The 15,975-nt window shown below is 62.2% G+C and carries 7 protein-coding genes and 3 rRNA genes; 8 read left to right on the top strand and 2 right to left on the bottom strand.

The genetic code is table 11. The features are described from left to right. Positions 1-3 precede the first annotated feature (3 nt). Together M1D93_RS07730 and M1D93_RS07735 are read right to left on the bottom strand one after the other, a co-directional pair. Complete coding sequence (locus tag M1D93_RS07730) at positions 4-498, bottom strand: methylated-DNA--[protein]-cysteine S-methyltransferase (protein ID WP_461174538.1); 495 nt, start codon at positions 496-498, stop codon at positions 4-6. Further along, on the bottom strand, positions 495-2,042 hold the full coding sequence (locus M1D93_RS07735) for a DNA-3-methyladenine glycosylase 2 family protein (protein WP_461174539.1): 1,548 nt from the start codon (positions 2,040-2,042) through the stop codon (positions 495-497). Before M1D93_RS07735 ends, M1D93_RS07730 begins: the two co-directional genes overlap by 4 nt. 113 nt (positions 2,043-2,155) lie before the next feature. Here M1D93_RS07735 and M1D93_RS07740 point away from each other — a divergent pair, with 113 nt between their 5' ends. The 8 genes from M1D93_RS07740 (at position 2,156) to M1D93_RS07775 (ending at position 15,973) form a co-directional block, all read left to right on the top strand. Then, a complete protein-coding gene (locus tag M1D93_RS07740; RefSeq protein ID WP_461174540.1) occupies positions 2,156-2,818 on the top strand; it encodes a DNA-3-methyladenine glycosylase in 663 nt (220 codons plus the stop codon). A 52-nt stretch (positions 2,819-2,870) separates the two neighbouring features. Continuing rightward, positions 2,871-5,099: a HelD family protein gene (locus tag M1D93_RS07745; RefSeq protein ID WP_461174541.1), complete on the top strand. Its 2,229-nt coding sequence runs from the start codon at positions 2,871-2,873 to the stop codon at positions 5,097-5,099. A gap of 111 nt (positions 5,100-5,210) precedes the next feature. Beyond that, on the top strand, positions 5,211-6,524 hold the full coding sequence (tyrS, locus tag M1D93_RS07750; RefSeq protein WP_461174542.1) for a tyrosine--tRNA ligase: 1,314 nt from the start codon (positions 5,211-5,213) through the stop codon (positions 6,522-6,524). A 512-nt stretch (positions 6,525-7,036) separates the two neighbouring features. Beyond that, positions 7,037-8,562 (top strand): 16S ribosomal RNA (locus M1D93_RS07755). 517 nt (positions 8,563-9,079) lie between these two features. Next, positions 9,080-12,204 (top strand): 23S ribosomal RNA (locus M1D93_RS07760). Between the two features lie 203 nt (positions 12,205-12,407). After that, a 5S ribosomal RNA gene (gene rrf / locus M1D93_RS07765) occupies positions 12,408-12,524 on the top strand. The 16S, 23S and 5S rRNA genes sit together here, the layout of an rRNA operon. 570 nt (positions 12,525-13,094) lie before the next feature. Continuing rightward, complete coding sequence (locus M1D93_RS07770) at positions 13,095-14,978, top strand: tetratricopeptide repeat protein (protein ID WP_461174543.1); 1,884 nt, start codon at positions 13,095-13,097, stop codon at positions 14,976-14,978. Positions 14,979-14,983: 5 nt separating this feature from the next. Continuing rightward, entirely contained in the window at positions 14,984-15,973 is a 990-nt protein-coding gene (locus M1D93_RS07775) for an HAD-IIA family hydrolase (protein WP_461174544.1), read from the top strand. Positions 15,974-15,975 lie beyond the last annotated feature (2 nt).

Here is a 15,975-nt window from a genome sequence, read left to right on the forward strand (position 1 = left end):
GGATCAGGCGGCTTCGCGGGCCAGCAGGCTCTTCTTGATGGGCAGTCCCCAGCGGAAGCCGCCGAGTGAACCGTCGGTCCTGATGACCCGGTGGCAGGGAACAAACAGGGCCGCTGCATTGAAGGCGCACGCGCTGGCTGCCGCCCTGACAGCTTTGGGATTCCCGGCCAGCCCGGCGTACTCGGTGTACGTCACGGGGGATCCCGGCCGGACCAGGCGCAGCACGTCCCAGGCGTGGACCCGGAACGGCCCGGACATTTGCCGTACGGGGACCTGCATCGCCGGCGCCGGATCCCCGGCGTAAAAGGCTTCGACGGCGGCGGAGATCCCGCCAAGGTCGCTGACCAGGTCCAGGGTGGCGGGCCGCAGGGTGGGATGGATCTGCCCGGTCAGGTCGCCCGGCTTTTCGGTCCAGCCGCTGGAGAGGACCACCCCGTCCTGGGCGAGGATGGTGAACGGGCCGTCCGGCGTGGACATCTGAAGCAACTGGGCCTTCATCGGATCGCTTTCTCTGCTGTTCTATTGCCTGCTCTGGGAGCGTCCGTCCTTGTGGCGGGACGCGCTTCGGCGGCGGAATGGGCTGCTGCCCGCCACAGGTGCATGGTGGCGTAGGAGCGCCAAGGGCTGACCTCGCGGAAATCCGGGCTGGGAGTCCCGGCCCCTCCGGAAGCACCCCTGTGGTCATCCTGAGGCGGGTCCAAGGCTCTTATCCCGTTCCGCACCGCCGCGTCATTGCCAAGGAAGACGTCAGGTGCCCCAAGGACGCGCATGGCCAGATATCCCACCGTCCAGGGCCCCACACCGGCCAGCGGGAGAAGTTTCGCGCCCAGGGTCGCGACGTCGTCGCCATAGCCGAAGTCGAGGGTGCCATCCGCCAGTGCGGAAGCTGCGGCGTGGAGGGCATCGAGGCGTTTTCGGGGGCCGCGCAGGAGCGCGCACCCTTCGGCGGCGATTTCGGCGGGCGTGGGAAACATCCTGTCCAGGCCTTCGCCCGGGCTTCGGCTTGAGCTTCCGACGGCGGCGAGTTGGGTCAGTGCGGTCCGCGCGGCAGCCACGGTGATCTGCTGGCCGATCATGGCCCTGATCAGCATTTCGGCGGGGTCCAGCGCTCCGGGCATCCTGATGCCCGGGGCGCGGGCCACTGCAGGGGCCAGCCGGGGGTCTTCCGCCAGGGCGCCGTCGATGGCAACCGGATCTGCATCCAGGTCGAACAGCCGCCGGACGCGGCTCAACAGGGCCGGAAGGTCCCGAAGGTTCACCGCGCCGATGGTGAGGGTCAGCGGCCGTCCGGGGGCGCCGGCGTCGTACTCAACCCGGAAGCGCGCGTCGCCCTGGGGAAGCCGCAGCGTACGGGCGTACGAGGTTTGGGTTCCGGCCTCGATGCCCGGGATGGCACGGACCGCCAGGAAAGTGAAGACGCCGGGGTCGAAGGGCTCGCGGTAGGGGAGGCTGAGGGTGAGGGCGGTAGAACCGGCGGGGGCTTTCGGATGCCTGGCGGCGCGGAGCGCGCTGGGGGTCAGGTCGAAGACTTCCACCATGGTCTCGTTGAACTGGCGGACGCTGCTGAAGCCTGCCGCGAAGGCCACGTCGGCGAGCTTCATGGAGGTGGAAACGAGCAGCGTGCGTGCCGTCTGGGCGCGGCCGGCGCGGGCGAGCGAGAGGGGGCTGGCGCCCAGTTCCTGGCTGAGGATCCTGTTCAGCTGGCGGGAGGAATAGCCAAGGCGCGCGGCCAAGCCATCCACGCCGTCCCGGTTAATTACACCGTCATTGATCAGGCGCATGGCACGCCCCGCGATGTCTTGCCGCACATTCCAGGCAGGTGTTCCCGGCACAGCCTCAGGCAGGCAGCGTTTGCAGGCCCGGTAGCCGGCGTCGTGGGCCGCTGCTGAGGTCTCGTAAAAGGTGACGTTGGCAGCCTTGGGAGTCCTGGCCGGGCACGACGGGCGGCAATAGATACCCGTGGTCCGGACGGCAGTGTAGAACTGCCCGTCGAACCGGGTGTCCCGGGCGTCTATTGCCCGGTAGCGCTGCCAGAAGTCCATTCCCCCATCCTGCCAGCAGTGGAGGAGGCCCGCTAGCGGAAATCGGACATGGCCGTGGGGTCTTTTGTGGCGTTGCGTCAGGCATTGCGGCCGGTTTTGGATAGAGTCTGGCCATGAGCAGACGTCCCCCGCAGGCCCCGGAACCGCTGCGGGAATTCCTCTCGGGCGATGCCCGCGACCTGGCACCGATGCTGCTGGGCGCTGTCCTGACGCATGATTCAAGGGAGGGCCGGGTGTCTGTCCGGCTGACCGAAGTGGAGGCGTATCTGGGGCCGGAGGATTCCCTGCACCCTGATCCCGGCTCGCACACGTACCGCGGCCCCACTCCCCGGAACGCTCCCATGTTCGGCCCCGCCGGGCACCTCTACGTCTACTTCACCTACGGCATGCATCACTGCACCAACATTGTGTGCGGCCCTGCCGGCGTGGCCTCTGCCCTGCTGCTGCGCGCCGGGGAGATCGTGGACGGCCTGGAGCTCGCACAGCACCGCCGGCCCACCTCAAAAATTCCTGCCGACCTGGCGAGCGGACCTGCCCGCCTGGCCAAGGCCCTGGGCCTGACCACCGCGTACAGCGGCCGCGACGCACTGGCGCCCCCTTTTGGGCTGGTGCTCCCGGATAGGCCGGTTACGGAGGTCAGTTCCGGTCCGCGGGTGGGGGTTTCCGGCGTCGGCGGATCCGGGCAGTACGCCTGGCGTTTCTGGATCACGGGGGACCCCACTGTCTCCAAGTACAAGGCGGCCAAGCCGAGGCCGGGATCGTTTCGCCAGCGTTAACGGAAAAGGTTGTAGAATGGACGGTCTGTCTTTTGCGATAGGGGAACGTTAAATGCTCGACGCCGATTTGGCCCACGAACGGGACTATGTTGCCGGCCTGTATGCCCGGCTGGAGGAGCTCCGCGAGGAAAAGCGCAAGCAGCTTGCGCAGGTGCGGCGGGCTGGAGCTGTGGGCACCATGCAGAACGTTTCCGAGCGCGACGCTTTCGCGGCTCTGTACGAGGACCGGCTGGCACAGCTGGATGCCGTGGACGACCGGCTGGTCTTTGGCCGCCTGGACCTGGACTCCGGGGAAGCGCAGTACATCGGACGCATCGGCCTCACCACCGAGGACCTGCAGCGGCTGATGGTTGACTGGCGCGCGCCCGAAGCCGGGCACTTCTACCAGGCCACGGCCTTCGACCGGCAGGGCGTCCGCCGGCGCCGCCACCTGATCCTGCAGGGCCGGGAGGTAAAGGCCATTGAGGACGACGTCCTGGACGCTGACATGCTGGCGGACAACGAATCGCTGCAGGGCGAGGGCGCCCTGCTGGCCGCCCTGAATTCCCGGCGCACCGGCCGGATGTCGGACATCGTCAGCACCATCCAGTCCGAACAGGACCGAATTATCCGGTCGTCCATCTCCGGCGCCGTGGTGGTGCAGGGCGGGCCCGGCACCGGCAAGACCGCCGTCGCACTGCACCGTGCTGCCTACCTGCTCTACACCCACCGGGACCGGCTTAAGTCCGCGGGCGTGCTGCTGGTGGGCCCGTCGTCGTCCTTTATGAAGTACATCGAACGGGTGCTGCCCTCTCTGGGCGAGACCGGCGTCGTGATGGCCAGCGTGGGCCGGCTGATGCCCGGCATCAACGCCGTGCCGGAACCCGACGCCGACGTTGCAGCCATCAAGGGCCGGCTGGACATGGCCACCGTGGTGGCCAACGCCGTGGCCAACCGCCAGCGGATTCCCGCTGAAGACCGGATCCTGGAAGTGGACGGCCGCAAGCTCGTGCTGACGCCGCGCCAGGTCCGCCGCGCCCGCGAGCGTGCCCGTTCCACCGGCAAGCCGCACAACGAGGCCAGGGTGACGTTCGTCAAGATCCTGCTGCGCGAACTCACCGAACAGATGACCGAGCTGGTGGAAGCCGGGAACATCGGCAACAACGCGGACCGCTCCTACCTGGCCGAGGATGTCCGCACCGCCCGTGATGTGCGGATCGCCCTCAACCTCTGCTGGATGCCCATGACGCCCGAAAAGCTGATCTCGGAGCTGTTCAGCAAGCCGGCTGTGCTGGAATTCTGCACCACCCACCTGTCTGCGGCCGAGCGGGCACTGCTGCAGCGTCCCGCCGATGCCCCCTGGACAGAGTCCGATGTGCCGCTGCTGGACGAAGCTGCCGAGCTGCTCGGTGAGCTGGACCCGGCCGCCGGGCGCGGTCTCGCGCAGCAGGAGCACGACCGTGCCCGCGACCTTGCCAACGCCAAGCAGACCCTGGTGAACATGGAGGCTGCCGGGGTGGATCCGCTCATGTCGGCCGAGGAGCTGGCTGAGCAGAACCAGGAGCAGGAAGCGCGGTTGACCGCTGCCGAGCGTGCCACGAGCGACCGCACGTGGGCTTTTGGCCACATTGTGGTGGACGAGGCGCAGGAGCTCTCGCCCATGCAGTGGCGCCTGCTTGTCCGCCGTTGCCCCCTGAAGTCCTTCACCATTGTTGGCGACATTGCACAGACGAGTTCGGTGGCCGGTGCCAACTCTTGGCAGGGCGCGCTTGCTCCGATGTTCGGTGACCGCTGGCAGCTGGAGGAGCTGACGGTCAATTACCGGACGCCGTCACAGATCGCTGAAGCGGCTGTGCGGATGGCCAACGCTGCCGGACTCGTTGTCTCCGCACCCAAAGCCGTGCGGGAGGGGCGCTGGTCGCCTGTCATCGACGAGGTGGACGCGGGCCAGGTGGTCAGCCGCCTGGTGGAGGTCCTGCCGGAGGAGCTGGAAGCGCTCGACGGCGGCCTGCTGGCTGTCATCGCGGACGGCCCCCTGCTGCCCGAGGCCATCGCCGCCTTGCGCGCCGAGTATGGCCGCCGCATTGGCAACGGTGCCGGGAGCTATGAGCAGGACATCGTGGTCATTAGCCCGCGCGAGGCCAAGGGCCTGGAGTTCGACGGCGTGGTGGTGCTGGAACCCGCGACGATGCTGAACCATGAGCACGGCAAGGTGGGGGATCTGTACGTTGCCATGACACGCGCCACCCAGCGGCTGCGGCTGATCGCTTCAGATCCCGTGCCGGCAGGCATCAAGCGCTGAGCTTCCTCGGTTGGCGCCGGCCCGTTGAGGGTTGGCGCCGGCCCCTTCAGCGGCCGGTGCTGGTGCCGTTACCCGGCGCCGGCGCCGGGTAATACTGCTAACTTAGAAGGCGTGTCAGAACTCAACAGCCTCGAATCGCAACAGAACGACCCCACTTTTGCCAACATCTGGCAGGAACTGAAGTGGCGTGGCCTGGTCCACGTCTCCACGGACGAAGCAGAGCTGGAGAAGCTCCTCGCCGGCGGGCCGGTCACGTACTATTGCGGCTTCGATCCCACCGCGCCGAGCCTGCACCTGGGCAACCTGGTCCAGCTGCTCGTGATGCGGCGGCTGCAGCTGGCCGGCCACAAGCCGCTCGGCCTGGTGGGTGGTTCCACCGGCATGATCGGTGACCCGCGTCCCACGGCCGAGCGCACCTTGAACACCAAGGATACGGTTGCGGAATGGGTGGGCTACCTTCAGGCCCAGGTCCGCCGGTTCCTCAGCTTTGAGGGCGACAATGCAGCGCAGATGGTCAACAACCTTGATTGGACAGCACCGCTGAGTGCCATCGATTTCCTGCGTGAGGTGGGCAAGCACTTCCGCGTTGGCACCATGCTGCGCAAGGATGCTGTGGCGTCCCGGCTGAACTCGGACGAGGGCATCAGCTACACGGAGTTCAGCTACCAGATCCTGCAGGGCATGGATTACCTCCAGCTGTACCGTGACTACGGCTGCATGCTCCAGACCGGCGGTTCGGACCAGTGGGGCAACCTCACCAGCGGAACCGAACTGATCCGCAAGGTGGAGGGCAAGAGCGTCCACGCCCTGGGAACTCCACTGATCACCAACTCCGACGGCACCAAGTTCGGGAAGAGCGAGGGCAACGCCATTTGGCTCGACGCCGGCATGTGCAGCCCATACGCGTTCTACCAGTTTTGGCTCAACACCGCCGATGCTGATGTGGTGGACCGGCTGAAGGTGTTTACCTTCCTGAGCCGGGCAGAGATCGAGGAGATTGCCACGGCTGTTGCCGAGCGTCCCTTCGCCCGTGAAGGGCAGCGGAAGCTTGCCTTCGAAGTGACGTCCCTCGTTCATGGGGTGGAGGCCACAGAGAAGGTGATCGCTGCATCCGCTGCGCTCTTCGGCAACGGTGACCTGGCGGCGCTGGACAAGCCGACGCTCCAGGCGGCCACGTCTGAACTTCCGTCTGCCACCGTCCAGGTGGATGCCATGGGCATCGTCGACCTGCTGGTTGCCTCCGGACTTTCCGAAAGCAAGTCCGCCGCCCGGCGCACGGTGGGCGAAGGTGGAGCGTACGTCAACAACGAGAAGGTATCCGATCCCGAAGCGGTGATCCCGGAATCGGAGTTGCTGCACGGGCAGTACCTGCTCCTGCGCCGCGGAAAGAAGAACCTCGCCACGGTGGAAGTACTGGTTCCCTAGCTCATAGCGGGACACTTTGCACGCTCTTCCGCAGCCGATTTGCACGGCCGCGGGGGAGCGTGTAATGTCTTCTGAGTCGCCGCCGCTGAAGCGGAAAAATAGCGACCGACCCCCAACAAAAAAGTGAAGCAACTTCACCGTGTGCGAAAGCATCGGACTGAAGAAATGCTTCACTTTATGATGGGCGGATTCATTCCACCGAGTGAATTCCGGAAAAACAACCGGATTTGCAAAGTGAAAATGAATGAAATAAGATTGAAACATCGCAGCGAAGAAATACGGAATAGAAATTCACAGCGTGAATTGTTTCGGGAATGTTCGTATGTGTCTGTTGTTTGAGAACTCAATAGTGTGCCAAGTTTGTTGATACCGATTTGTTTTATGAATTGGTTGAATTTGCCGGGCTGCCCGCCCCTGTGGGTGGTCTGGTTTTTACAGCTGGTTTCAAATTTTTGCTGCCTGGTTGCCGCGTTTTCCCGTGGTTTCTTGGTGGTTTCTGTTTTTGTTTTACTTCAACGGAGAGTTTGATCCTGGCTCAGGATGAACGCTGGCGGCGTGCTTAACACATGCAAGTCGAACGATGATCTCCAGCTTGCTGGGGGGATTAGTGGCGAACGGGTGAGTAACACGTGAGTAACCTGCCCTTAACTCTGGGATAAGCCTGGGAAACTGGGTCTAATACCGGATATGACTCCTCATCGCATGGTGGGGGGTGGAAAGCTTTATTGTGGTTTTGGATGGACTCGCGGCCTATCAGCTTGTTGGTGAGGTAATGGCTTACCAAGGCGACGACGGGTAGCCGGCCTGAGAGGGTGACCGGCCACACTGGGACTGAGACACGGCCCAGACTCCTACGGGAGGCAGCAGTGGGGAATATTGCACAATGGGCGCAAGCCTGATGCAGCGACGCCGCGTGAGGGATGACGGCCTTCGGGTTGTAAACCTCTTTCAGTAGGGAAGAAGCGAAAGTGACGGTACCTGCAGAAGAAGCGCCGGCTAACTACGTGCCAGCAGCCGCGGTAATACGTAGGGCGCAAGCGTTATCCGGAATTATTGGGCGTAAAGAGCTCGTAGGCGGTTTGTCGCGTCTGCCGTGAAAGTCCGGGGCTCAACTCCGGATCTGCGGTGGGTACGGGCAGACTAGAGTGATGTAGGGGAGACTGGAATTCCTGGTGTAGCGGTGAAATGCGCAGATATCAGGAGGAACACCGATGGCGAAGGCAGGTCTCTGGGCATTAACTGACGCTGAGGAGCGAAAGCATGGGGAGCGAACAGGATTAGATACCCTGGTAGTCCATGCCGTAAACGTTGGGCACTAGGTGTGGGGGACATTCCACGTTTTCCGCGCCGTAGCTAACGCATTAAGTGCCCCGCCTGGGGAGTACGGCCGCAAGGCTAAAACTCAAAGGAATTGACGGGGGCCCGCACAAGCGGCGGAGCATGCGGATTAATTCGATGCAACGCGAAGAACCTTACCAAGGCTTGACATGAACCGGTAAGACCTGGAAACAGGTCCCCCGCTTGCGGTCGGTTTACAGGTGGTGCATGGTTGTCGTCAGCTCGTGTCGTGAGATGTTGGGTTAAGTCCCGCAACGAGCGCAACCCTCGTTCTATGTTGCCAGCACGTGATGGTGGGGACTCATAGGAGACTGCCGGGGTCAACTCGGAGGAAGGTGGGGACGACGTCAAATCATCATGCCCCTTATGTCTTGGGCTTCACGCATGCTACAATGGCCGGTACAAAGGGTTGCGATACTGTGAGGTGGAGCTAATCCCAAAAAGCCGGTCTCAGTTCGGATTGGGGTCTGCAACTCGACCCCATGAAGTCGGAGTCGCTAGTAATCGCAGATCAGCAACGCTGCGGTGAATACGTTCCCGGGCCTTGTACACACCGCCCGTCAAGTCACGAAAGTTGGTAACACCCGAAGCCGGTGGCCTAACCCCTTGTGGGAGGGAGCTGTCGAAGGTGGGACTGGCGATTGGGACTAAGTCGTAACAAGGTAGCCGTACCGGAAGGTGCGGCTGGATCACCTCCTTTCTAAGGAGCACCTACAAATGCGCCGGCTCATGTATGTGAGTGTGGCGGGTTTGTCAGGAGTAAATGCCCGTTGCGCAGACGATTGTTCTGCGGCGGGTGCTCATGGGTGGAATATCAACAAATAGCGGTCGCCTGGATTTTTTCCTGGTCTAGTACGGATGCTTTAGGTGTCCTGGAACGGTCGGGGGGTTTGATGGGTGGTTTAGTGTTTGGCACACTGTTGGGTCCTGAGGCAACAGGGCTGTGGACTGGTCCCTTTGTGGGGGCTGGTTTGCGGGTTTGTTTGTTTCTGGTTTCCTGGCTGCATCGATCATGCGCGTTGTGTGTGTGGGGTGTGTGGTTTGGGGTTGTTGTTTGAGAACTACATAGTGGACGCGAGCATCTTTTATAAGAAGCAATTTCCAAGAATATGAACCTGGATCTGGCTGCGCGTGATGATGGCTTCCCTTTGGGGAGTGGTTGTTGGGTGTGGTTGGTTTTCGTGGTTCTCTCGAAAACTTGTTTTTTGATCTTTTGTGGTCAAGTTTTTAAGAGCACACGGTGGATGCCTTGGCATTAGGAGCCGAAGAAGGACGTAGGAATCTGCGATAAGCCTGGGGGAGTCGATAACCGGACTGTGATCCCAGGGTGTCCGAATGGGGAAACCCCGCCAGACGCGCGAGTGATCTGGTGACCCGCATCTGAACACATAGGGTGCGTGGAGGGAACGCGGGGAAGTGAAACATCTCAGTACCCGCAGGAAGAGAAAACAATAGTGATTCCGTTAGTAGTGGCGAGCGAACGCGGATCAGGCTAAACCGTTCCATGTGTGATAGCCGGCGGGCGTTGCATGGTCGGGGTTGTGGGACTTTCCGTTCTGTCTCTGCCGGGACAGTGGGGTGTGATGTGCAGGCATAGGTGAACGGTCTTGAAAGGCCGGCCAGAGAGGGTGTGAGCCCCGTAACCGTAATGTTGTGTACCGCCTGGAGAGTATCCCAAGTAGCACGGGGCCCGAGAAATCCCGTGTGAATCTGTCAGGACCACCTGATAAGCCTAAATACTCCCTAATGACCGATAGCGGACCAGTACCGTGAGGGAAAGGTGAAAAGTACCCCGGGAGGGGAGTGAAACAGTACCTGAAACCGTGTGCTTACAATCCGTCGGAGCAGCCTTGTAGTTGTGACGGCGTGCCTTTTGAAGAATGAGCCTGCGAGTTAGTGTTACGTCGCGAGGTTAACCCGTGTGGGGAAGCCGTAGCGAAAGCGAGTCTGAATAGGGCGTTGCAGTGGCGTGATCTAGACCCGAAGCGAAGTGATCTACCCATGGCCAGGTTGAAGCGACGGTAAGACGTCGTGGAGGACCGAACCCACTTCAGTTGAAAATGGAGGGGATGAGCTGTGGGTAGGGGTGAAAGGCCAATCAAACTTCGTGATAGCTGGTTCTCCCCGAAATGCATTTAGGTGCAGCGTTGCGTGTTTCTTACCGGAGGTAGAGCTACTGGATGGCTAATGGGCCCTACAAGGTTACTGACGTCAGCCAAACTCCGAATGCCGGTAAGTGAGAGCGCAGCAGTGAGACTGTGGGGGATAAGCTTCATAGTCGAGAGGGAAACAGCCCAGACCACCAACTAAGGCCCCTAAGCGTGTGCTAAGTGGGAAAGGATGTGGAGTTGCGAAGACAACCAGGAGGTTGGCTTAGAAGCAGCCATCCTTAAAAGAGTGCGTAATAGCTCACTGGTCAAGTGATTCCGCGCCGACAATGTAGCGGGGCTCAAGTACACCGCCGAAGTTGTGGCATTCAGATTTTAGCTAAGCCCTTGTGGTTCAGGCGTCTGGATGGGTAGGGGAGCGTCGTGTGGGCAGTGAAGTCGCGGTGTAAACCAGCGGTGGAGCCTACACGAGTGAGAATGCAGGCATGAGTAGCGAAAGACGGGTGAGAAACCCGTCCGCCGAATGATCAAGGGTTCCAGGGTCAAGCTAATCTGCCCTGGGTAAGTCGGGACCTAAGGCGAGGCCGACAGGCGTAGTCGATGGACAACGGGTTGATATTCCCGTACCGGCGAAAAACCGCCCATGCTGAACAGGGGATACTAACTGCCCGAGACCTGCCTGACACCCCTTGTGGGTGAAGGGTTTTGGTGGAGCGCAGGACCTGATCCTGGGAGGCAAGCGTATTAACAGGTGTGACGCAGGAAGGTAGCCAAGCCGGGCGATGGTTGTCCCGGTCTAAGGATGTAGGGCGAACGGTAGGCAAATCCGCTGTTCATGATGCCTGAGATCTGATGGGACCCCCGTTTGGGGGGATTTGGTGATCCTATGCTGCCGAGAAAAGCATCGACGCGAGGTTTTAGCCGCCCGTACCCCAAACCGACACAGGTGATCAGGTAGAGAATACTAAGGCGATCGAGAGAATTATGGTTAAGGAACTCGGCAAAATGCCCCCGTAACTTCGGGAGAAGGGGGGCCCCAACCTTGATGGACACACGCTGTCCGGAGGGGATCGGGGCCGCAGAGACCAGGGGGAAGCGACTGTTTACTAAAAACACAGGTCCGTGCGAAGTCGCAAGACGATGTATACGGACTGACTCCTGCCCGGTGCTGGAAGGTTAAGAGGACCGGTTAGCCGCAAGGCGAAGCTGAGAATTTAAGCCCCAGTAAACGGCGGTGGTAACTATAACCATCCTAAGGTAGCGAAATTCCTTGTCGGGTAAGTTCCGACCTGCACGAATGGAGTAACGACTTCCCCGCTGTCTCAACCATAAACTCGGCGAAATTGCAGTACGAGTAAAGATGCTCGTTACGCGCAGCAGGACGGAAAGACCCCGAGACCTTTACTATAGTTTGGTATTGGTGTTCGGAGTGGCTTGTGTAGGATAGGTGGGAGACGTTGAAGCCCGGACGCCAGTTCGGGTGGAGTCATCGTTGAAATACCACTCTGGTCACTTTGGACATCTAACTTCGGCCCGTAATCCGGGTCAGGGACAGTGCCTGATGGGTAGTTTAACTGGGGCGGTTGCCTCCTAAAAAGTAACGGAGGCGCCCAAAGGTTCCCTCAGCCTGGTTGGCAATCAGGTGTCGAGTGTAAGTGCACAAGGGAGCTTGACTGTGAGAGAGACATCTCGAGCAGGGACGAAAGTCGGGACTAGTGATCCGGCGGTACATTGTGGAATGGCCGTCGCTCAACGGATAAAAGGTACCTCGGGGATAACAGGCTGATCTTGCCCAAGAGTCCATATCGACGGCATGGTTTGGCACCTCGATGTCGGCTCGTCGCATCCTGGGGCTGGAGTAGGTCCCAAGGGTTGGGCTGTTCGCCCATTAAAGCGGTACGCGAGCTGGGTTTAGAACGTCGTGAGACAGTTCGGTCCCTATCCGCTGCGCGCGCAGGAAATTTGAGAAGGGCTGTCCTTAGTACGAGAGGACCGGGACGGACGAACCTCTGGTGTGTCAGTTGTACTGCCAAGTGCACCGCTGATTAGCTACGTTCGGATGGGATAACCGCTGAAAGCATCTAAGCGGGAAGCTCGCTTCAAGATGAGATTTCCATACACCTCGTGTGTGAGAGGCCCCCAGCCAGACCACTGGGTTGATAGGCCGGATGTGGAAGCGAGGACTAACGACTCGTGAAGCTGACCGGTACTAATAGGCCGATAACTTACACCACACACCCTCTTCGTGAACGGATTCAAAAGACGTTCACACCATGAAGCAGGGTAAAAAGATAACAAGACTGCTTGCGTCCACTATGTGGTTCCCAAACAACAAACCAAACCAATGTTGTTCAGGGAACAAACCACTAATTGAATAACAACACCACAATGTTGTAACCACCAGATTTCCCACCCCGCAGGGGTGTGGACCAAGGGTTACGGCGGTCATAGCGTGGGGGAAACGCCCGGTCCCATTCCGAACCCGGAAGCTAAGACCCACAGCGCCGATGGTACTGCACCCGGGAGGGTGTGGGAGAGTAGGTCACCGCCGGACAACCATTAGAGCAGGGCCCTGACAAAAGACGTCAGGGCCCTGCCGCATTTAACCCACAAACACCCGCCAGACCCTCTCTCACTTAACGCGGGTTTTTCCCGATCGCTCTCTCACTCGATGTGCTCTCAAACCCAACGCTCTCTCACCCGTCCATGAGCTAATGCCCAGCCGGCGGCATCCCCAACCAGCCGTCGTCGGCCATCACATGGAAGAGCAACACCTGGAACACCCGCGCCGGCTGAGAGAGCGTCACCCAAAAACCCTCATCAAGTGAGAGAGCGTCACTCCAAAAGCGGCGGGAGGTGGTGGGGCGTGGCCCCGAAGGACGCATCGAGTGAGAGCGTCACTTCAAAAGCCGCATCAAGTGAGAGAGCGTCCTGGGGAGTGTGAAGATTGCCACGATGCAGCTGCCCGGCCCCTGCCCGGTCCTGCCACGGTGGGCACTCCACTAGAATTGATGAAGATGTACGGACTTCGAAGCGCTTGATTTCGGGTTGCGTAGGAAAACGAAACACGGATACGAGCGGCTGCAGTTGCGCCAGTGGTCGGCTCACAACAGGAGGAATCCACATGGCTGAGCACAACGGCGGCAATCGCGGCGGAAATGACCGCGGCGGGTTCCGCGGTAACAACAATTCCGGCGGTGAACCCCGCGGATTCCGGTCCCGGACCAACCGTGACAACGACCGGTCAACCGGCGGCGGAGAACGCAAGCCTTTTGGCGACCGTGACAAGAAGCCGTTTGGTGATCGTCCGCGCCGTGATGGTGAGGGGGACGGCCGCGGGGTCGGTGCCGGCGAGCGTAAGCCTTTCAGCAGTGGGGAGCGTAAACCGTTCGGTGACCGTGATCGTAAGCCGTTCGGAGACCGTGACAGGAAGCCGTTCGGGGATCGTCCGCGCCGTGACGGCGAGGGGGACCGCCGCGGGTTCGGTGGCGGCGAGCGTAAGCCGTTTGGCGACCGTGACCGCAAGCCCTACGGTGACCGCGACAACCGTTCCTTCACCGACCGTCCGCGTCGTGAAGGCGAGGCCGACCGCCCGCGCCGGGATGGCGAGGGAGACCGTCGAAGCTTTGGCGGCGGTGACCGTAAGCCGTTCGGCGACCGTGAGCGCAAGCCCTACGGGGACCGCGACAACCGTTCCTTCAGCGACCGTCCGCGCCGCGACGGCGAGGGGGACCGCCGCGGGTTTGCCGGCGGCGACAACAGGAAGCCCTTCGGCGACCGGAGCGAGCGCTCCAATCGCGGTGACCGCCAGGACCGCGGACCGCGCAGCTTCGATCGTGACTCCAGCCGCGGTGACCGTCAGGACCGCGCACCCCGCAGCTTCGACCGTGACTCCAACCGCGACGCCGGTCCCCGCACCTTTGGGCGGGACCGCCAGGAAGAGCGCCCGGCGCGCGTGCCGAATACGCGTGATCTCCGCAGCGCCAACCGCCCCGACCGCGAACGGTCCCCTCAGATCGACGAGGACGTCACGGGCAAGGAGCTGGACCGCGCCACTCAGCACCAAATCAAAACGCTTGAGGCCAACAGCGCCGAGTGGGTGGCACGCCACCTGGTGATGGCCGGCCGCCTGATTGACGACGAGCCCGAACTGGCCTTCCAGCACGCCCTGGCTGCCAGCCGGCGCGGCGGCAGGCTCGCTGCTGTCCGGGAAGCGGTGGGGCTCACGGCCTACGCCGCGGGCCACTACGGCGAAGCGCTCCGGGAATTCCGGACGTACCGCCGGATCAGCGGCTCCAACGTACACCTGCCCGTGATGGCAGACTGCGAACGTGGGCTTGGCCGCCCCGACCGCGCCCTCGATGTGGTCCGGTCCGAGGAAGCCCAGGACCTGGACGCTCCCGGCAAAGCCGAGCTCGCGATTGTGGCTGCCGGGGCCCGTACCGACCTCGGCCAACTTGACGCGGCCGTGGCAGAACTGGAGATCCCGCAGTTGGACATCAACCGCGCATTCTCCTACAGCCCCCGCCTCTTCCGCGCCTACGCCGATGCACTCGCTGCCGTGGGCCGCACCGCTGAGTCGGAGAAATGGCAAAAGCAGGCTGTCGTGGCGGAAAACGCGCTGGGCCTGGGAGTTGACGAAGAACCAGACATCATCGACCTGGGCTGGGACGAGGAAGAGGAAGCCCGCGAAGAAAAAGAACGCCGCCGCCTCCTGGAGCGGGCGTCCACCGCTTCGGGTGCTGCCGCTGAAGCGGCCCCCGCAGCAGCAAAGCCCGCAGCAGCTATGGACGCAGCTGGCACGTCTATTGATGCCAGCGAGGAGACGCCCGCTGGTATAGGCGAAGCAGTCGACACCAGCATCGATGACCAGGAGCCGGACTATTTTGTCTCCGACGACGCTGAGTCTGACGAGGACTCGGTTGAGACCGACGAACTGGACCACAACGGAGAGGACCTGCCGGACAGCACAACTCCGGAGGACCACCAGGATCGTCGGGAAGACTAGAACGGATGACTGAAGCCACCCTGATTTCCCTGTTTGATGCACTGCTCGCTGACCTGGACGGCGTGGTCTACGCGGGCCCGCACGCCATTCCGGGTGCAGTGGAATCACTCCAAAAGCTGGAAGGCCTCGGAGTGGGCCTGGGCTACGTAACGAACAATGCCTCGCGCACCCCTGCCGACGTCGCAGCCCACCTCCGTGAGCTCGGCGCGCCCGCTGCTGACAACCAGGTGGTGAGTTCCTCGCAGGCCGCTGCGGAACTGCTCGCCGCCGAGCTGCCCCCGGGCTCGAGGGTGCTCATCACCGGCAGCCCGGCGCTGGCGCAGGAGATCGAATTGGTGGGCCTGGTGCCGGTCTACGGCCAGGACGAGGACCCGGTGGCAGTGGTGCAGGGCTTCAACCCGGCCATTGGCTGGAAGGAACTCGCCGAGGCAGCCTACGTGGTGTCGGCCGGGGCCGTCTGGGTGGCAACCAACACCGACATGTCCATCCCGCAGGCCCGCGGCATCGCACCCGGCAACGGCACCCTGGTCGCCGCAGTCACCGCAGCCACTGGCCAGACGCCCCGCGTCGCCGGCAAACCGGAAGCGCCGCTGTTCCACTCGGCGGCCAAGCGCCTCGCCGCAGAGCGCCCCCTCGTGGTGGGGGACCGGCTGGACACCGACATCCTGGGCGGCAACAACGCAGGCTTCGCCACGGTGGCGGTACTGACCGGCGTTGACTCCCGGCAATCCATTCTGGCCGCCAGGGCCGCCGAAAGGCCCAACTACGTCATCAATGACTTGACGGAGCTGTACAGCCCCTACCCCGAAGTGACGCACGACGACGGCACTTACGCGTGCGGCGAAGCCACCGCGCGCGTGGCCAACGGTGCCGTGGGCATCATCGGCAGCCAGGACAACCTAAACTCCTGGCGGGCAGCCTGTGCAGCCTGGTGGGCTGCCACCCCGGACGCGACCACCGCGCAGGCGCCGCAGCTGGTCTGGCTGGATCACTAGAC

It is taken from the genome of Arthrobacter sp. Z1-9, assembly GCF_054792695.1.